Raw genomic sequence first — 17,288 nt, 5'->3', positions numbered from 1 at the left:
CGCCACCAGATTCAGTCTTGCCACGTCGGGTGGCGGACGACGGCCTGAGACCAGCGCTGCCACCAAGGTTCCAACCTGTGGCCATCAGTGGGTACCACAGCATGAGCGACGCCTCCTGCTGTCTCCCAGCCATCGGCAAGGTGCTCGACCACGCGCCGCTGCAGGGCAATGGGGTCGTCAGCAGTCAGGATCTTGTAGTCGGGCAGGGTCGGCATGGCGGTTCTCGGGTTACTCCCGTTCGCCCATGCTCCACTGCCGCACTTGAGCCTGCGCTGACTGTTCGCGGAGCAGGGTGGGCGGGAGGTCGTCACCGCGTCGGATGGACTCCGCGATGCGCGCATCGAGGCTGGCTTGAGCCTGCGCTTGTGCAGCTGGGGGCAAGCGTTCGACGATGAACTTGGCCGCGGTGGCGCGGGCGGCGACAGCGTTGACCAATGAAAGATCGACGGCGGCGGTTGGGTCGTTCAGGAACGCTGAGGCCAAGCGCTCGCCGTGCGCGAGGGCGAGGCGTTTGCTCCGATCGACGATGCCAGCATCAAAGCGGGACGCAAAGGCGTGCAATTGCTCGGGGTCACGACGGAGCGCGTAATGCGCGGCTTCCAAAGCCTCGCGATCGCTCAGAACTGCTCGCGGGCCACCCGGCAGCGCTCTTCCTCGCTCGCGGCCATCCGCGTCGATGCCTGGTCCGCTTCGTCGAGCCACGTCAGGAATGCCTTGCTCGGGCGTGGGTTCGCTCCGGGCTTGGCGTCGACCGGCGTCGGTGACGGTTCCGGCGGCGATGTGCTGTTCGAGTCGGCGGTCGAGGCGGGTGCGGATTTCGTTGACATTGCCGAACTCCCGTAGCTTGTCGAGGTTATCCCAGCCGAGGAGGCGCTTGGGCTGGAAGGGGTCACTGAGGTCTCGAATGGAGAATTGCACCTGGTCTCCGAACGTCGACCGAATGGCGGCGAGTCCGTCAGCCTGACCGCCCTGGATGGCCGCCATGGTTTCAATGCTGGCGCCGCGACCGTACTCGTGGAACCGCCGAAGTGTGTTGTCCATGGCGCGCTCCGGTGGAACGTGGACAGCGACGACGTGAACCACTAGCCCGGCGTCTATAGCTGTTTGGATCTTCGCTATGCCCGTGGACGGTCTTGCGAGTTGCCCTTCGTAGACGACAGCGGCGTCTGCGGGGAGGGCAGGGAGCAGAGCTCCTGGGCGCGTTTGGAGTACGGAGGAGGTCTTGCCAGCCCCGGGCACGCCGGTCAGGAAGTACGCCGTGTCTTGTGCGCTCTCGCGAGTCGACGCCAGAGCCTCGCGGAACGCGGCCGATGCGAGGACGGCCGCGGCATTGTGGATGGGACCGTTGAATCGATTCCGACTGTCCGGATCACGAGCAAACACCGGGAACAGCTCTTTGGCAGAGTCGGCGCAGACATATCGGCCACCGAGGGTGTGGGGATGCTTTCGATAACGATCGAGGAATCCAGCGGGGTCACGCTCGAGGTCGACCGCTGCTTGAACAGCGGCCGCCTGGCGGTCGGGCTCAGGGTAGCTGTTGACGTGGATGACCTCGAGGCGGATCACCTCTCGTGGTCCTCGTCCCTGCCACGGATCGGCTCGATCATTGGCGGCTTGTCGCGATCGAGGAGTCGCCCGGCATTGACGATGCGATCAGCTGCTTCTGCTTTGAGGCGCTGCATGGTCTTGAAAACGTCGTTGAGATCGGTGCCCTTTTGCAGAAGCTCGGTGGCGTGCGTCTTGATCCGATCCTCAAAGGTCTGCATGACCTTGGCGAAGGTCGGGAACTCGACCTTGGCAGCGTCTTGGTCTTCGAGCCACCGATTCATGGCAGCGCGTGCAACGCTAGTCGCGCTAGGTGCCTTCGGGGCGAGATCTTCGAGTTCGTTCACTACAGCGGCTGCGACTTCCTCGTCCTCGATGACGTATTGACCGTGTCCGACCTTGGTCACGAGGTTCGCGTTTCGCAGCTTCGTTACCGCATCGTTGATGCTCTTGTTGTTGAGCGCGGTTCCGACGCGATCCATATAGTCCTGTTGTGCTTCCTTGCTGAACAGGGACTTCGCATCGGCAATGCGCTGGATAATGACCTTCTCGATCGGGCGTAGACGGGCAAGTTCTACTCGCACGTCGGCTGCGGCGCGAAGCTCACCAATCTGCATGTGCAGGTACTTGTCGACGTCTGCGCTGCGATCTGTGGCCATGGCCACCACCATCGACTTCAGCGGACCGGGCTTGCGCTCTAGCTCCTCAAAGGCAGCGAGGAGTTTGGTCTCATTGACGTCGACGCCGGCGGACTCACGAAGACGCTTCGCCATGAAATGCGCAATCCCGTCGTCCGGTGACGGGAAGTCCGGCATGGCGCCGTACTGGTAGAAAGCGGCCTTGCTGTCGTTGACCAAGCGTTGAATGCCGTCACGCGAGGAGCCGGTGAAGATCGGCTGGACTTTGCCGGAACGGGCCGCGGGACTTTGAAGGAAGGCACGGAGTGCGCTTGCTGTGTCTACCGCATTCTTGCCGGTGGCCAGCGCCTGTACCTCGTCGATCATCAGGACGATCGGCTTGTCAGTCGCCCTCGCCATGCGCTCGCCCCAATAGCTGATGGCCAGGGTGGGGTCAGTGGGCGCCTCTGGAGTAGGGCGATCCTTGAACGACAAGCTCTGGCCAGCGAGCCCCACGCTCGTTACTTCGGTACGGCCGATCCGTTGGAGAAACCCCTTCGGTTGCTCAAGGGTGAGGGTGGCCATTCGCAGCTGCTCCGCGAGTGCTGGACCAGGGTCTAGGCGACCCTTCCATAGGTCGACGAAAACAGGTACTCGGCCCATGGCTTGGGCCGCGTCTGCGATGTCGTTTGCGAGGAATGCGGTCTTTCCGGTGCGGCGCTGGCTGAAGAGGGTAATGGCCTCGGCTGGTCCGGGGCTCATCAGCTCGAGGTACTTGCGCGCCAGTTCGGGGCGGGGGTAGTGCCAAGGATCGGCGGACATGGCAGGCCTCACCAAAATGGGGGGGGGGAGGCTGGAAAGTTACCCTTTGTTACCTCGAAGTAACAAGGGGTAAAGGGTCACCGCTCGGCCGCTTCCGCGGTCCGGGATTGGGTGGGCGTCACTCGGAGATCGAGCTGGATGCCCGCACCGCTTCGGGCAGCGTCGGCCAAGCGCTCGGTGACGCGTGCTTCGGCCGCCAGGCGGCCGGCGTCCGGGGCGTTCTCGAAGGCCTTTAGCAGGACGGCGCGGGTGGCCACAAGCTGCTGCAGCTCTGGGCTTCTGGCCGCGAGAGCCGGCGGGGGCTTGGGGGCTGCGATGGCCGAGGCCAGCTCGGCACCATAGGACGCCGCCAGACGCTCGCTGGCTCGCTCGGCCGAGGCGGATGTGGCGAAGGCCTCGGCGTACTCCCGACGGGCTTCTGGAGTGCTCTGGAGAGCGTAATGAGCGCGGGCGCGCAGCTGACCAATCGCCTCAAGTTCCGCGGGCGGGGCATTGCGCTCGGCCGCCGCCTCGGCCGCATTGTCGAGCGCAGCGGCAATCTGCGCCTTCAAGGGGGCCGACAGAGTGCTCCGATGCGCCTTGAGAGCGTCGGACGCACCCGCCGGGCCGTCTCGCCCGGGCACGGAAGTGACCTCGGCCAGACCAACGTCCCGAACAGTAATGCGATCGACCGTTCGCGACGCCTCAATGCGCGTCATCGCCTCGGCGACGCCGCGGTACTCCGCGAGCGCGCCGACGGCGTCGCCGGCGCGGGCATCAACGCGCTCACGCCGCGAGGCCTCAACAACGACATGGCTGCGCGTCTGGCTGTAAAGCTCATTCACCGCGAGGGCTTCGACCCGCGTGCGATAGCCCGCCTTGTGGAGCGCGGCGGCCATGGCTTCGATGGCAGCCGGATCACGGCCCGTGGTCTGGATGATCAGATCGCGACGGTGGAAGGCGACACCGTCGGCGATGCGAGACGTTGAGCTAGCAGCTTGAAGAGCGGCTTCGGCGGGAGGCAGCTTGAGGTTATCGGCGTAGGAGCGGGCGATCATCGATTCACTGATGATCGCCGCACCGCGAAGTTCTTTCTGAAACTCCGCGGCGAGCGCGTGTGTCGCGGTTCCTGACTGCCCGAGGACGATGACAGCGCGGGGCGATTCTGTTGGCTGTGTCTGATGACGCAGCTGGTTGACGCGCATCGCCTCAAATGAGGCGGCGAACTCACGCGGGTCCATGGCGATGCTCCTCGATGATCTTCGACAGGGCGTCCTTGTTGGACGGGTCGAGATTGAGGAACTGACGCTGCAGGGCGCAGCCACGCTCGAACGCCGCAGCGACCGCGTTGGCGTCAGCGCCAGTGCGAATCAGCTCCATGTACTCGCCATCGTTGCGGGAAATCGCAGAGGAGAGGGCCTGAAACGCCGTTTCAAAGAGGGTTTTGTCCAGGACAGGATTCTGGTTGGTGATCGTGTTCATGGGGGGCTCCTGATTTGGGACGCTCAGGCTCGGCGCCGCTGCATGACGCCGAGCTGAGCCAAATGCGATTAGCGCTCTTGCGCCTCTCGAGCCATCTGGCGCTCCTGCGTCTTGGGCTCTCGCAGGCGGACCGAAGGCAGAGAAATGCCCGCCTCAAGATCACGGGCGATGTTGGCCCGCGAACGCTCGAGGAATGCCGCTGCGGCAGCTCGGCCCATGGATCGGGACGCGAAAGCCTCCATCGCCGCTTCGAGCGCGAATGCGCTCTTGAGGGTCGGATGGCGCTCTGCCGCGGCGACCCGCTGGGCTGGTGTTTTGGCATCTAGAAACGCAACTGCAGCAGGAGCCCTGGTGCGACGCTCGCCGTCGCGCTCAATGGCGTTCGGCTCCTTCGGAGCCTGCTTCTGAGCGGGGGCGCGCTCCGCCTGAAGGGCGCTGAGGCGTGCCTTGTCTTCGGGCGTGGGCGTGAATCCGCGGACGTCCATACCGCGAAGGCTGGCCTCCAACCACATGGCTCGACGGAACTCTTCGGTGCCGGTCAGCTTAATCGAAGACCAACCGCGAGCTTCGGCGACATCGACCAGGGCGCTGATGTCCGCGGGACGGAAGGTCTCCGCCACCTCGAGACGAGCGCCCTTGTCGCGGAACACGAACTGGGGCTGCTTATCCGCAGCCTGGTCCTTCGTGAAAAAGCGCGTGCCAACAGCGATGAACCGGGAATCGAAGCCTGGGGGGTAGGGCGCAACAACGGTGATCTTGTCCGTGGCTGATGCGCGTGACTCTTGAAGGTCAGGCTGCTCTCGGTCGACTCGAATGTTCGACGCCGCGATGGCGACCGACACCGGGGCTCGATCGACGACCTCCTCAATGGCATTGATCACGGGGTTCGCTGGACGATCGCTCCGGCCGTTGCGAAGGTCATCCATCGCCAGGTCGATCGCTCGGCGGGCGTCATCATCGCCCTTGTCCGCCTGTGAAATGAGTGTGGCGAACTGAGCCGCAGCAGCGGAGGCCTTGGACTGCGCAGATAGATCGAGCGCGAGTTGATCCGTAGCCTTGTCGAGGCTTTCGCGGGCTGTTTCGGCCGCGCTGATCGCCGACGCAATCTCGGCAGTCACGCGCGGATCGGCGTTCCCTACCTGATCTTGCAAACGGCGAGCGTCCGCTATCGCAGCTTCGTTCTCGCGACGCTCGGCTTGGATGGCTTGGGCGCGCAACACTGCGGCGCGGGCGAGTTCAATCTCTTCGGGCGTAAGCCCTTCAAACGGGGACTTCATGGCGGGGGGCTCCAAAGGCGAAAAGGGCCGCGAGGCGGCCCTTTTGGATCAACGCTCGGCGTCGCGCTCAGCGCTCTGCTGCTTGTCCGGGGCTTGACGAACATCGACGGAGATCTCCTTCCCGGTATGGAGGGAGACACTGATGTTGTCGCGAACCCGTGCGACGAACGCAGCGTGGGCCTTGCGGGAATCGATGTTCTGGTCGGCGTACTTGACCGCGGCCGCTTCGGCAGCGAAGGCTTGCGCCAGCTGCGGGAACGCCTTGGTCGCCGCCTTGCGATCCTTGTCGGTCGAAGCAGATTGGAACGCCTGAACGAGCGGATTTTCCTTGGCGGCGGCCCTGATGGCCCGGCCTTCAAGAATCTCGACGTCCTTCGCCGTCGGGTCGTAGCCGCGCGTTTGGATGCCGCGAGACTGCAGTTCGACATACGCCGACTGCTTGAACACCTTGTCGCCGGTCAGCTCGACTTCCTTCCAGCCGCGGAGCTCGGCGGTCTCCGCCATCGTGCGAACAACGAACGTCGTGATCGGCCGATAGGCATGAATGCGGTTGCCGCGATCAACCATTTCGAGGCGCTTGCTCTCGAGGTTGGCGGAGAAGTACGCGTTGTCCTGCTTGATGAAGTGTTTGGCTACGGACTCAGGCATCTCACGAGTGGGCAATTGGCCCTTCGGAGACGGGTCTTTGCGGATCATTTCATTGAGTGCGCGCCCGCCCGTATAGGGGGATTGGGTCGTGCTCGACATAGTGGGAAACCTCTCAAAGGTTGCTATGCACGTTTGGTTGTAAGCTGAGCAAACATGGCGTCAGCCAACGCCTCGGCATCTTCCTGGCTCAGGTCTCCGGTCGGGACCGTAATCCCCGAGAAATCCAAGTCGAAATCCGATAGGTCGCGAGTATAGAGCGAATCGATGTCGCTCACATCGACCGGGCGGGTCGTGACGGGTGGGGCCTGCGGAACGATGGACTCCACCTGGACCGGCTGCACCTCGGGAATCGGTGGTGGAGGCAGGATTCGACCCGTGAACCGGGGATCTTTGTAGTACCGAATCTTCTCGCCCTTGATCGGCTTCATCCCCCGTACCAGGACGATCACCTCGTCATCGGGCATTTCGAGCAGTTCTTGAGGCATGCGGAGAGCGCGGGCCGCCTCGCTGATGTTCATGCTGCGGGACCCGGAGCTGAAGCCGCTGGGCCTTGAGCGGGACACGCTTTTCACCGTCTTGTTGCCCAAGCGCTCGGACAGTTCCTTGGCGGTGGCCAAACTGCCGGGCGTATACGTGACCTCGATGCGGTGGTTCTCCTGAAAAGTGCGGGCAGCCTGCTCGCCGTATACCTCGTTCACCTGCGACCACGACTGGAACACGGGTAGCAGGTGCAGCCAGTAACCTCGAAGAAAGGCAATCGCGTCGACGATCACCTTCAGCTTGCCAAGCGAACGGAACTCGTCGAGAAGCAGCGCCACGTGGTACCTGATGGTCGGATCTTCATCAGGGCGGGTCCGGACGTTCACGTCGACCAACTGCTGGAAGAACAGGTTCAGCAACGGCGCTAGGCGCCCCAGGTTGTCCGGGCTTATTCCAAGATAGATCGTCATCCGCTTGCGGCGAAGATCGGCGAAATCGAAGTCGTTCCCAGACGTCGCGGCGTCGACGAAGGGATTGAAGTAGATCTCGAAAGCGCTGGTGAAGGTCTTGAGGATCGAGCCGCGAGTCTTGTCCGGCGTCCGCATGAAATCCTCGAGCATGCGAACGCAAGTGTCGCTATAGGGCGTGCCGGCGCGCTTAGCGTCATCGAAAAATTTCCGGAATCGCTCCGGGTCGCCGCCGTAGGCCTCGCGAGCCATTTGACCGAGGGTGCGGAGCTTCCCGGGCGTCTCGAACAAGTAGAGGCCGAGACCGAGGAAGAGGCTTCGAGCACTGGCGGCCCAGATCGGATCACCACTGTCCGGGTCCGGGAATAGGATGCTGGCGATCTTCTGGAGGTCGTCCACCCGGAATGCGGGATCATCGCGAACGTAGTGAAGAGCGTTCCATCGATGGGTGCGGCGGGTTGGGGAGGCGGGATCGAACAGGAAGACTTCGTGCCCGTGCGCTGCTCGGAAGCCGGCGGTGAGCTCGAAGTTCTCCTTTTTCATGTCCAGAACGACAAAGCTACCGTCGTAGTTGAGCAAGTTGGGGACGACAAAGCCCACGCCCTTGCCGCTGCCCGAGGGGGCGGCAAGGACGATGTGAGGATTCTCGTTGAGGGACGCGATGAGAAACTTGCCGCCCTCCTGGCCAACGATGATGCCGTCAGTGCCGCGGAGGCCCGCGCGGCGGATCTCTTGGCCAGTCGCCCAGCGGGCGTCCCCGTGCAGCGACTCTTTCTTTGGGATGATCAGAATCAGGAGCGGCAGGTAGAGCACGGCGCCGCAGGCGGCGGCGCTAATCAAGCCGTACTTCTGAACTACCTCGTTGGTCGGGTAGAGCCACGCGAGTTCCGCGAGCGAGTACCACTCAACCGCGTTCGGATCGCCCATGGCAAGCAGCCCGAACAAGAACGACGACATCGCCAGCCAGGCAGGCGAAAGCAACAGCGCCATGACGCCGACAACCGCGATAACGCGGGACTTGCTGGGTCCTGCCACTCGAAAACTCCTGGGATTAGGCGCTGAGAGAACGCTTGTGGTCGGGGTCGTAGTAGATCCCGGTGATACGACGGCGTCCGTCGACGCGGGAGAATTGCAGAACGACGTCGACCGTCATCGTCACCATCTCCTTGAGATCAGCGCGACTGAATCCAGCACCTTCAGGAGATGCCTTCAACATCTGCGTCAAAGTTTCCAGCGCTTGGCGTGGCGAGTTCGCATGAAGCGACGTGATAACGCCGGGGTGCCCGGAGCTGACGGAGCGGAGGAAGTAATAAGCTTCGTCCGAGCGAATCTCGGTGGGAAGAATCCGGTCCGGCTTCATTCGCAAGCAGCTCTCGAATAGCTGCTTTGGGGTCGCCTTGCTAAGGCCCTGCCCGTCCTTCGAGTAGTAGAGCCGAACATGGTTCGGCTGCGTCGGTTGTAGCTCGTCGGAGTCCTCGATCGTAACCAAGCGCTGATCACTGGGAATCATGTCGCATAGCGCCTTCACCAGTGTCGTCTTGCCGCTTCCGGTTGCGCCGCTGATGATGATGTTCTGATGCGAGCGAACAGCCAGTTCGAGGAACCGCTTGATCTCGCCGGACGTGAGAAGGCCCTTCAACTCGCGCTCGACGTCTGTCTCTTCGCCGTTATCGATGCGAACATGCTCGAAGGCGCCCTGGGCCTCGTAATCCGAAAGGGCGAGACGCTTGTTGGAGGGCTTGCGGATCGTGTAGGAAACGCACCCGGAGGTGGTGGCTGGAGGAATTACGATCTGAACACGTTCGCCAGAGGGCAGGGCGGTGCTGAGGATAGGTTGCTGGTCCGAAAGCTTCTGCTTGCTGGAATTGGCGATGAGATCCGCAAGCGTCTTCAGGCGCTCGTAGGGCATATCGAGCGCGTGCCGCTCCCAGCCCGACGCGCCTTCGATCCATGCCTCGCCAGGTCGATTGATGCAAACCTCGGTGACGCCAGGTCTCTCGAGAAGAGGCCGGATGGGCGAGAAGTAGAACGCCAAAGAGGACGGCGGGGTCTGCATGTGCAGCCCCGGGGTAGCTGACGTAGCGCCGGGGGGCGGCGGATTCTCGAAGAACTTCTCGACAGCCGCGTCGGAACCGAGCTCGATGGTGCCGTTATGCGGGTTCATTGTGTTGTGGCCGGCGTGAGTGAGTAGACGGAGCCGAAGTCCAAATCGCGGGCGACGGTGATGTTGATCAGCTCACCCGGATTCTTGGTCAACGTTGGCGGCATGTTGACCGTGTTCTCGACGATGATCGATGCCGCGTCCTGAGTTGCATCGCCCGTACTCTCGAATCGGATGCTGTCGCTGTTGGACTGACGATCAGCTGCATATTGAGCGACGTCATCGACCACAGAAATCAGCATTGCCGAGCCAAAGCGTTGCCAGAAGTGGTTGTTGACATGGCCATCCATGCCCGAGCGACCAAGGCTATCCGTGCCGGGCGAATCGAGCTGGATGACGACACCGGACGGCGTTTCGACGCGTGTCCACAGCACAAAGATGCGGTTCATGCCCTGCCGAAGCTGGCCAGACTGGTACTGGCCGACGACGCGGGACCCGCGCTCGAGGAGCAGCACCGCGCCGTTGGTCGAATACACGTTGTTGGCCAGCACGCACGTGGTCAGCCCGGGGACCACGGACGAAATTGCTGTCTGGAGCGTGCAGTCCAAGAACATGCCCTGAGTGATCATCATGTTCGGATCACGCAAGCGCGACGCGCTAACGCCGCTAGTGACGGACGAGGAAAGCGCTTGTTCCAGCGACGATCTGACGGGCTGCTGGGGCTGACCGCCAGCCAGCGAAGCCTGGAGCGCCGCCATCATCGGATCGTTCTCGGCGGGACGCGGCGGGGAGGGGGGTGGCGGGAAGCCGGAGGCGTCGGCACCGTTGCCTACAATCACTTCACCAGAGCGACGGCGCTGCTTGATGGCAAGCGCGGCCTGTTCCTCTGGCGTGAGTTGCTGTGGGTTGCTCCGGGCTTGGGGTGGCGGCGGCGGAGGGGTGCCGGTACCCGGTGCCGAGGCATCGGGGCGCTCCGCTGGAGGGGTCGCTGCAATGATGTCCGAGCGCTTGAGATCGGGAGCCGCTGCGCGAACCGCCTCCTCCTCTACGGGCTGTGCGACGCGGGCCGCGCGCTGGGCTTGAATGACGCTGGAAAGCCAGAAAAGTCCGCCAGCGACGATGGCGACCGTGATCAGACCCCCGATCAGGAAGACCCATTTGTTGTTGCCCCCGCGGCGCTTCTCCGTGCTGATGGAGGGGATGCCGCGCTCTTGCGTGGTATCAGTCATGGCGGGTCGACTCACTCGGAGTGTCGGCAGGGGGGTTGAGGGAGGACGCCGGGGAACCGATAGGCTCGCCGGCGGTGGGGCCGACACGCTTCACTTGGTCGCTGCGGGTGGCGTTCGTGTTTTCGACACCGATGGCGTCAAACGATCGATTTTCCAAGCAAGCAACAGAGCGGCCACGACGAAGAACAAGCTTCCGGCCGACACCCTGGATGACGAACTCATCGCCGCGCATCGTGCCGTTGATCAGCGACTCCGTGCCGTCAGCATTCACGGTGTAAATGGCCGGGACCTGCTGAGCGCCGGGGAAGCGTAGGTAGGTAAAGCGCCCGTCGTCACAGACCTCGGTCGGCAGAAGCGAGCTTTCTCCGGCTGCCCAATAGTTTGTGTTGTTGCAGGCGGGCTCCTCGAATAGGGCATCCCGGGCCCTCGCGGCCTCGGCGCGTGCAGCGGCGTCCGCCGCGGCCTGTGCGACGCGGGCCGCTTCCTCATCCGGGTAACGGAACCGGATATGGAAAGCCATGTCTGCCGCGCGAGGCGACTGAGGTTCGTGGGCGGTGAGGAAGAAGTGGTAAACCCGGCGATTCGTCACCACCGTAAGGTTGGTGTCTGCTTTGTCGCCTTTCGGCTTGATGAAGAGATGGTGGGCGCTGTCGACGATGTCCCATGCTTCCGAGTCGCCGGAGGCGAGATCAGTGACTTCCTCTCCGTCAGCGAACTGAACGTGAGTGGCGTAGCCAAAATGACCGTTGAGACGGATCACATCGTCAGGGTTGTAGACGATGAACCGAACGCGATGGTCGGCCGAAATTCGCTGAGGAACGGATTCGGCATAGGCAGCCGAAGGAACTGCGACCAAAAGAGCGCCGATGGCGAAGGCAAGCGGGGTGGCGGAGCGCATTAGCGAACGCTCCCCGAGACCACGGCCTCATCGTCGATTCGGTAATCCGAAACCTGAAAGCCAATCGGGTTAATGCGACGGTCGGCCTCGTCGAGCGGCGGAGCGAGATAATCGAACGTGATCGTGGCGATGTGACGGGTAGTGCGGCCGTCGCCACCCGCATCGCGCTGAGTCCGCTCGAAGCGGACGACGCCGACGTTGTGGGCGAGGAAGGAGATCGACGTTATGCGAGCCTCAATCGTCCCTTGGCCGATGACCTTAATCGGGCTGCGGGGATTCTCAGGTCGAACGTACTCGTACACCGCCTTTCCGATGGGTGCGGTGCTCATCAGCCGCACTTTCTGGTAATTGTCATAGACCAACGCGAGGGAATACTCCTCGCGGGCATTGACGTATTGGGAGAGCCAATACTTGTCCAGAACTTCGTTCGTGCCTGCGACGACGGGTTGGTTCGTCACAACCGTATCGACAACGCCCGTCGTGTCATTCACACGCAGGATGACGGTCTGAATCTCTTTGAGCGGAGTGAGAAGCGCAACCGCCGTAATGGCTGCGACGAGCAAGACCGCGAGAATCCAGACCGTGAGCCACGCGCGACGCTCAGAACGCCTAGCCCGCAGTGCAGTGTCGACTTCCCAGGAAACGCCGCGATCGAGGATTGCGTCAACGTCCTTACTCATGGGCTTCACCGTGGGGGTGGGTGTTCGAGGGCAGGGGAGTGAAGTCGCCAGTGCAGCGCGGCGGCTTCTTGGCCGCGCAGCCGGCGAGGAGAGCCACCAAGGCGATGGCTGCAAAGACGCGTAGACGCATGGGGGGATTACCTCGAGGACGCAGAGTTGGGACGACGGAAGGTGTTTCTGGCAGCGCGGAGGGCGCGAGCGGCACCGCCGGAGGCGAGGCGATCAGCGACGCGATCGCCAACGCCGGCTTTGCCAGTGGTGAAGCGATCGCGGCGGGCCTGGCTGAGGCCCTTGTTGTCCGATCCGCGGCCACGTTGATTCGAGCTTCCGCTACCCGCTACCGCTCCGGCGGCCCCGGAAACACCGGCCATGCCAGCGCGAGCGGCCATGCCGGCGACACCACCCATCGACGCGGCGACGCCGCCGGCGAGACCAGACGCAAGCATCGACGACATGGTGAATACGCCACCGCAGAGGATGGTGAAGCCGAGCAGCTTCACGGAACTCCAGAGTGCTTCACCGATCTGGGCGGAAGATCCGAGATCACCAGCCGCAGCGGCGACCAGATCGGCATACTGGTTGTAGAACGAGAAGGTGATTGCGAGAACGCAGCCGACGATGACGAACAAAAGCATGAAGTTCGCCGTCTGTGCGACCCAAGACTCGAAGAACTTGGTAGTGCTCTCCCAAATCGCCAGCATGATGAACAGTGGGCCGAGCGCCAGGAGAATGCTAAGGGCGATCTGTGTCGTGAAGAGGAGTGCCGCGGCGATGCCCGTGAAGAGCAAAGAGATGATCAGAACGAAGATGCCGATGAGCGCAAACGGTATTGCCTTGATCGATGCTTCGATTCCGCTCGCGTTTGCATAGATCTGGAACAGCTTGAAGCCTGCGTCCCAACCCTTCCCGAGAGCCTCATCAAGCATGTTTGGAACGCTGCTTGGCGTTCCGAACGAGGCTCCTGCGGGCGCCCCGGCGGTGATGACGGCCGTCGCGAGTTCGGATGGGGCGTTGAGTGCAAACGGGACTATGTTGTTGAGGTAGTAGCCGCCGGTAAACGCGATCGTGATGATGATCGCCATCCTAAACAGGCGAATGATCCCGTCTTGTAGGGGCTCAGAGATACGGTCGAGAGCAACGCCGACGGCCCACCAAACGACGTATACCGCCGTGAAGGTCATTCCAATTGGACGGACAATATCCATTACGGCGTTCGCGCCGCCAGTAATGAAGTTGGTAAGGATCGGATCAACCCCGTCCCATAGGAACTGGTAGATCATCGGCGCTGACATGGGTTACCTCACTGAGCGTTCTTGTAGGCTTCCCACTCGCGAAGCCGGGCTGCGTAGAGCTGTTCAGCCTCGGCGTTGTTCCGAACCATGATTGGATTGGCGAGAAAGCATGAGGGGAGTGGAATCCCCTTCATGAAGTCGCCGTGCTTGGTGCAATTCGCCTTGATGTCCGCTTTTTGTTCGGCCGTCATGGCTTGGTACTCCGCGTATGTTCGTGGCCAAATCTCGGGAACTCCGCGCTGGCAAGCGGTAAGGGCCAGGAGGGCGAGCGTGACGGCAATCAGATTCTTCATGTGGAGCTCCAAGGAGTTGGGCCGCCTTGGGACTGGGCGGCCCCAATTGATCAGCCGGCGGGCGCGTAACTGCCGCCGTAAGCGTTGATCATTTCTTGCCGCGACTTCGCAGATTCGGCCTTCTCTTTCTGCTCGATCAACAACATCATCGACTGCATCCTGAGAACTTCCGACTGAAGGAAAGCGTTCTCGGCGCTGATGCGAGCATTGAGGTCCGCAATCGCCTTGGCGTCGTCGGCATCGCCGATCTTCTGGACCAGCTCGTCGATATTGTCGAACCGGTCTTCAAGTGCGTTGTGGATAGACTCGGCTTCTGCAATGCCGGCGGCGATCAGATCGGCGTCGTCGCTGTAGGACTCGCGAAGACCTGCTGCGACGCCGTCATTCCATTCCATCGAGTTCGCCGACCAGAGGCCCTGCTGCTCCTTGATCGCATCGACCGACGCTCGGATGTCCTCGAGCGACTCGACAAGATTCCACACGTCGTGGGCATCGGCAGGGATGTAGTCGCGGACGGCCTGGTTAAGAAGCATCTCCATGCCACGGCCGCCAGTGATGGCGTCAACCTGTTCCTTTGCTTTCCCATAGATCTGACGCGCCTGCTCAAGCTGCGCTTGGAGCTCTTGGATCTGCTGGACGGCCTTGGACACTTGAGCGACGTTCTGCGCCAGGTTGGTCGGATCGATGACCGTCATGGCCACCGCGTCGTTTTGGGGAGCGCCGATGGCGAATGCGAGGAGCACGCCAACGGAGAGGGCTTTCAGCTTGGTCATACGGATCGCCTCATGGATTGGAAGACCGGGAGCCACGTGGAGGGGTCGTCGCTCGTCTGACGGATCGCTCGCTGAGCGAGCTCAACCGTCGTTGCAGTAGACGACAGCACTGCAAGTTCATCGTCGAAGCCGCGAAGATTGAGCTCGCAGATGCAGGCGTTGGCGCCCTGCTTTGCGAGAAAACCTCGGATGTTGTCGCGAACCATGTCCTCGCGGACGATCTGGTACTCGCGACGCGAAAGCTTGAACCCGTCGATGTAGTCCTCGGTTCGCGCCTTCGGATTCGGGAGGTACAGCTGCGTGACACACTGCTCGATCAGAGCGCTGCTGATGTCGCTGCTTAGAACATCCTGCGGGCTCTGCGTTCCGAACATCGCCAGCGCGTTGCGCTTACGCCAAGTCTTCACTGCGTCGAGCGCTTTGGTTTTGAAGTATTCGTCGAGCAATAGCTTCCAGAATTCGTCCATGTTCCCGATGAAGCGGCGGCCGTCGATCAGCTCCTCCATGCGATGGAAGAGGTACATGACGGCCGGAGACCGGACATCGTCATTGTCGAGGAAGGCCGTCATGTCGAAGCCGAAGTAGCGGTTCCCCGACAACGAAATCCGATCGCTCGGATTGTCGAAGACGAATGCCAGCGATCCCTCGCCCCGCCGTGTCCACTTGTTCAGCCGAGCCGCGAGTCCGTCCGGGTCGGTCACATCGAGGAAATCGAGAAGTGAGCCGAACTGGCGCTGGTCCTGCGGGAGGCCGAAAAGTCCGGCGACGGCGCGAGTCAACTCCGCTTCCCGGGAGGCGGATAGGGGGCCGCCCCCGGCGCAGCGCTTCACTAGCGCTTCCACCATGAGCCTCTGAGCGGGGGTATCGGGTGCATCGAACGGGTTGAAGCCCGTCGGCTCACCCATCTTCAAGTTGAAGTAGCGCCCCCCCATCGCCCGGATGAAGATCTCCTGGCCTTGGTCCTTGTCGAAGGAGAAAACGGTGGGCTTGTACTTCTCGGCCTGCGCCAGGAGGAACGTCTGAACCACCGTCTTGCCCGCGCCAGTCGGGCCGAGCATGAGTGTGTGGCCAGCGACCCGGTCATCCACCTCGTCCTCGTTCACCTTCTTGCGGGTGGGGAGGTGGAGGTTGAAGTAGAAGGGGGTGCCGCTGTTGGTCTTCAGGAGGGTAAGAGCATCACCCCACTGATTGCCCTTCGCCTTCCCGCTCGGATAGTTGTGCATGCTCGCCAGTCCCGCGTAGTTGCGGTTGGTGAGCGGGCTCTTCCTGGGGCGGAGGTTGAAGACGCCCGGAAGCTGAGCCCAATAGGCTGCCTCGAGGCACAGGTCTTCGCGCAGGGCCTTGAAGCCCTCCTCAGTGAGCGCCGCGACTGCCATCGCCGCGTTCTTGCCGAGCTGAGCGCGGTCGTCGGCGATGACGAAAAGGTTGAGGTGGTGCTCGCCGAGGGTGATTCGACCTGAAATCAGGTCATCGAGCGCCGAGTTGATGTCGTCAATCTGGGACTCGCCGGCGTCCTTCGTGTTGAGCAGACGGCGCTGCTGCGCCTTCATGGCCGCTTCGGCCTTGGATTTGCTCAAGCAGGAGAACGACTGCACCAGGACGAACGGGAAGGGCTGGGTCAGCAGGATGTTGAGCTTGCCCGGCTCGGTAGATTCGGGGTCTTCATTGACGCCGACCGCGGCCAAGTAGCGGGAATGGTTGGCGTGCCTTAGCTCGGCCGACTCGATGCCAAAGAACGGGCGGCAGGCCATCATCCCGTATCGGAGCGGGCCTCGCGGGATGGGGACCGGGGTGTGCTCGCCGTTGAGCAGGAGCGCGAAAAACTCCGCGACCTCGCTGTAGCGAACATTGCCCTTGGTGTAGATGCCGAGTCGGCTTGGGGACCAACGATCGAGCGACGCCATCAGCTGGGAGGCCAGATCGTCGATGTTCTTGTTCTTCTCGCGAATCTCCTCACGGGCCGCCTCTTCGGAAGCGCGTCCCTTGATGAGCTGTGAGGGGTGGCGATAGACGAGGGTGACGTAGTGCTCGTTGACGAGCATCTGTGTGCCGGCAAGGGACTTGCGGTACCGCTCATTCAAGCGATCAGCGAACGTGCCAGCCTCGAAGTCGCCGTCGGGATAGGCGGATTCAAACTTCCGGACGGTGTGCGACCAAATGGCCACCTGATCGCTGCCGATGCCGCGGATGAATCCCGACAGGATTTCATGCCAAGTCAGAAGATCTTCGTCGTCCGCGGCTTCGTGGCTTACGCCCACGAGCTTGAAGACCGTAACGACGTCGCCCTTGTCGGTGCTGACGTTGTGCGGAGAAAGATGCGCTCCGTAGGGGATGCGATCGCCGGCGAAACGATCGGCCATCGCCTGCTTGAGGTTAGTCAGCAAGGTCATAGCGCTTCCGGTTCTTCAGGGGGGAGTAGGTCGCCGCCTTCCAGAAGCGGCGACCACGGTTGGCGCCTGTGGTCTGAAACCACAGGCCCCAATACTCGAAGATCCGAGCGTCCTGCGCGGCGGCGATTCGCGCCCCAAGGGCCGCGAGCGCGGTCAGCATCAGCACCGCGAAACCGGCCACGAGGCCCATGCGGAAGCTGATCGTGAGGATGAAGGAGAACGAACCCAGCATCATGATCAAGAGCAATGCTGGAACCGGAATTCCCCACACGGTGCCGGGGCGGCGAAGGCCGCCGAACAGGGGATCGCTCATGG

The 17,288-nt window shown here is 62.4% G+C and carries 17 protein-coding genes; all 17 read right to left on the bottom strand.

Features of this window, described 5'->3' with window-relative positions; translation table 11 throughout:
- Positions 1 to 11: 11 nt before the first annotated feature.
- On the bottom strand, positions 12 to 215 hold the full coding sequence (locus ACYVAK_RS14455; protein WP_461062244.1) for a DUF1737 domain-containing protein: 204 nt from the start codon (positions 213 to 215) through the stop codon (positions 12 to 14).
- 13 nt (positions 216 to 228) lie between these two features.
- Complete coding sequence (locus ACYVAK_RS14450) at positions 229 to 1,566, bottom strand: hypothetical protein (RefSeq protein WP_461062242.1); 1,338 nt, start codon at positions 1,564 to 1,566, stop codon at positions 229 to 231.
- Positions 1,563 to 2,984, bottom strand: coding sequence for an ATP-binding protein (locus tag ACYVAK_RS14445; RefSeq protein ID WP_461062240.1), 1,422 nt, complete (start codon positions 2,982 to 2,984; stop codon positions 1,563 to 1,565). The genes ACYVAK_RS14450 and ACYVAK_RS14445 overlap by 4 nt, the downstream gene beginning before the upstream one ends.
- Before the next feature lie 77 nt (positions 2,985 to 3,061).
- The gene (locus ACYVAK_RS14440) at positions 3,062 to 4,204 is read right to left on the bottom strand and encodes a zeta toxin family protein (RefSeq protein ID WP_461062238.1); all 1,143 of its coding nucleotides are present in this window, start codon (positions 4,202 to 4,204) and stop codon (positions 3,062 to 3,064) included.
- The gene (locus ACYVAK_RS14435; protein ID WP_461062236.1) at positions 4,191 to 4,445 is read right to left on the bottom strand and encodes a hypothetical protein; all 255 of its coding nucleotides are present in this window, start codon (positions 4,443 to 4,445) and stop codon (positions 4,191 to 4,193) included. Before ACYVAK_RS14435 ends, ACYVAK_RS14440 begins: the two co-directional genes overlap by 14 nt.
- A 68-nt stretch (positions 4,446 to 4,513) precedes the next feature.
- Positions 4,514 to 5,722: an LPD7 domain-containing protein gene (locus ACYVAK_RS14430; RefSeq protein WP_461062234.1), complete on the bottom strand. Its 1,209-nt coding sequence runs from the start codon at positions 5,720 to 5,722 to the stop codon at positions 4,514 to 4,516.
- Between the two features lie 48 nt (positions 5,723 to 5,770).
- On the bottom strand, positions 5,771 to 6,418 hold the full coding sequence (locus ACYVAK_RS14425) for an LPD7 domain-containing protein (RefSeq protein ID WP_461062232.1): 648 nt from the start codon (positions 6,416 to 6,418) through the stop codon (positions 5,771 to 5,773).
- 74 nt (positions 6,419 to 6,492) lie between these two features.
- Positions 6,493 to 8,352 (bottom strand): type IV secretory system conjugative DNA transfer family protein, encoded by a 1,860-nt coding sequence (locus ACYVAK_RS14420; protein WP_461062230.1) that lies wholly within the window; start codon positions 8,350 to 8,352, stop codon positions 6,493 to 6,495.
- A gap of 16 nt (positions 8,353 to 8,368) precedes the next feature.
- The gene (gene virB11, locus ACYVAK_RS14415; protein WP_461062228.1) at positions 8,369 to 9,481 is read right to left on the bottom strand and encodes a P-type DNA transfer ATPase VirB11; all 1,113 of its coding nucleotides are present in this window, start codon (positions 9,479 to 9,481) and stop codon (positions 8,369 to 8,371) included.
- Complete coding sequence (virB10, locus tag ACYVAK_RS14410) at positions 9,478 to 10,647, bottom strand: type IV secretion system protein VirB10 (protein WP_461062226.1); 1,170 nt, start codon at positions 10,645 to 10,647, stop codon at positions 9,478 to 9,480. The genes virB11 and virB10 overlap by 4 nt, the downstream gene beginning before the upstream one ends.
- Complete coding sequence (gene virB9 / locus ACYVAK_RS14405; protein WP_461062224.1) at positions 10,640 to 11,545, bottom strand: P-type conjugative transfer protein VirB9; 906 nt, start codon at positions 11,543 to 11,545, stop codon at positions 10,640 to 10,642. The genes virB10 and virB9 overlap by 8 nt, the downstream gene beginning before the upstream one ends.
- A complete protein-coding gene (locus ACYVAK_RS14400) occupies positions 11,545 to 12,225 on the bottom strand; it encodes a VirB8 family type IV secretion system protein (RefSeq protein WP_461062222.1) in 681 nt (226 codons plus the stop codon). The genes virB9 and ACYVAK_RS14400 overlap by 1 nt, the downstream gene beginning before the upstream one ends.
- A 137-nt stretch (positions 12,226 to 12,362) precedes the next feature.
- Positions 12,363 to 13,505, bottom strand: coding sequence for a TrbL/VirB6 family protein (locus ACYVAK_RS14395; protein WP_461062220.1), 1,143 nt, complete (start codon positions 13,503 to 13,505; stop codon positions 12,363 to 12,365).
- Positions 13,506 to 13,525: 20 nt separating this feature from the next.
- The gene (locus ACYVAK_RS14390) at positions 13,526 to 13,810 is read right to left on the bottom strand and encodes a hypothetical protein (protein ID WP_461062218.1); all 285 of its coding nucleotides are present in this window, start codon (positions 13,808 to 13,810) and stop codon (positions 13,526 to 13,528) included.
- A 50-nt stretch (positions 13,811 to 13,860) separates the two neighbouring features.
- The gene (locus ACYVAK_RS14385) at positions 13,861 to 14,583 is read right to left on the bottom strand and encodes a type IV secretion system protein (protein WP_461062216.1); all 723 of its coding nucleotides are present in this window, start codon (positions 14,581 to 14,583) and stop codon (positions 13,861 to 13,863) included.
- Entirely contained in the window at positions 14,580 to 16,973 is a 2,394-nt protein-coding gene (locus ACYVAK_RS14380; protein WP_461062214.1) for a VirB4 family type IV secretion/conjugal transfer ATPase, read from the bottom strand. The genes ACYVAK_RS14385 and ACYVAK_RS14380 overlap by 4 nt, the downstream gene beginning before the upstream one ends.
- On the bottom strand, positions 16,957 to 17,286 hold the full coding sequence (locus tag ACYVAK_RS14375) for a VirB3 family type IV secretion system protein (RefSeq protein ID WP_461062212.1): 330 nt from the start codon (positions 17,284 to 17,286) through the stop codon (positions 16,957 to 16,959). Before ACYVAK_RS14375 ends, ACYVAK_RS14380 begins: the two co-directional genes overlap by 17 nt.
- Between the last annotated feature and the right edge of the window lie 2 nt (positions 17,287 to 17,288).

Source organism: Silanimonas algicola (genome assembly GCF_054777375.1).
The sequence above is the reverse complement of the archived record's forward strand: the minus strand, read 5'-3'. Positions and strand labels throughout refer to the sequence as shown.

What these genes read in the sequence shown, in the direction of transcription:
- ACYVAK_RS14455 (WP_461062244.1), bottom strand. Translation starts at nt 215, where the DNA reads ATGCCGACCCTGCCCGACTACAAGATCCTGACTGCTGACGACCCCATT.
- ACYVAK_RS14445 (WP_461062240.1), bottom strand. Translation starts at nt 2,984, where the DNA reads ATGTCCGCCGATCCTTGGCACTACCCCCGCCCCGAACTGGCGCGCAAG.
- ACYVAK_RS14440 (WP_461062238.1), bottom strand. Translation starts at nt 4,204, where the DNA reads ATGGACCCGCGTGAGTTCGCCGCCTCATTTGAGGCGATGCGCGTCAAC.
- ACYVAK_RS14435 (WP_461062236.1), bottom strand. Translation starts at nt 4,445, where the DNA reads ATGAACACGATCACCAACCAGAATCCTGTCCTGGACAAAACCCTCTTT.
- ACYVAK_RS14430 (WP_461062234.1), bottom strand. Translation starts at nt 5,722, where the DNA reads ATGAAGTCCCCGTTTGAAGGGCTTACGCCCGAAGAGATTGAACTCGCC.
- ACYVAK_RS14425 (WP_461062232.1), bottom strand. Translation starts at nt 6,418, where the DNA reads ATGATCCGCAAAGACCCGTCTCCGAAGGGCCAATTGCCCACTCGTGAG.
- virB11 (WP_461062228.1), bottom strand. Translation starts at nt 9,481, where the DNA reads ATGAACCCGCATAACGGCACCATCGAGCTCGGTTCCGACGCGGCTGTC.
- virB10 (WP_461062226.1), bottom strand. Translation starts at nt 10,647, where the DNA reads ATGACTGATACCACGCAAGAGCGCGGCATCCCCTCCATCAGCACGGAG.
- virB9 (WP_461062224.1), bottom strand. Translation starts at nt 11,545, where the DNA reads ATGCGCTCCGCCACCCCGCTTGCCTTCGCCATCGGCGCTCTTTTGGTC.
- ACYVAK_RS14400 (WP_461062222.1), bottom strand. Translation starts at nt 12,225, where the DNA reads ATGAGTAAGGACGTTGACGCAATCCTCGATCGCGGCGTTTCCTGGGAA.
- ACYVAK_RS14395 (WP_461062220.1), bottom strand. Translation starts at nt 13,505, where the DNA reads ATGATCTACCAGTTCCTATGGGACGGGGTTGATCCGATCCTTACCAAC.
- ACYVAK_RS14390 (WP_461062218.1), bottom strand. Translation starts at nt 13,810, where the DNA reads ATGAAGAATCTGATTGCCGTCACGCTCGCCCTCCTGGCCCTTACCGCT.
- ACYVAK_RS14385 (WP_461062216.1), bottom strand. Translation starts at nt 14,583, where the DNA reads ATGACCAAGCTGAAAGCCCTCTCCGTTGGCGTGCTCCTCGCATTCGCC.
- ACYVAK_RS14380 (WP_461062214.1), bottom strand. Translation starts at nt 16,973, where the DNA reads ATGACCTTGCTGACTAACCTCAAGCAGGCGATGGCCGATCGTTTCGCC.
- ACYVAK_RS14375 (WP_461062212.1), bottom strand. Translation starts at nt 17,286, where the DNA reads ATGAGCGATCCCCTGTTCGGCGGCCTTCGCCGCCCCGGCACCGTGTGG.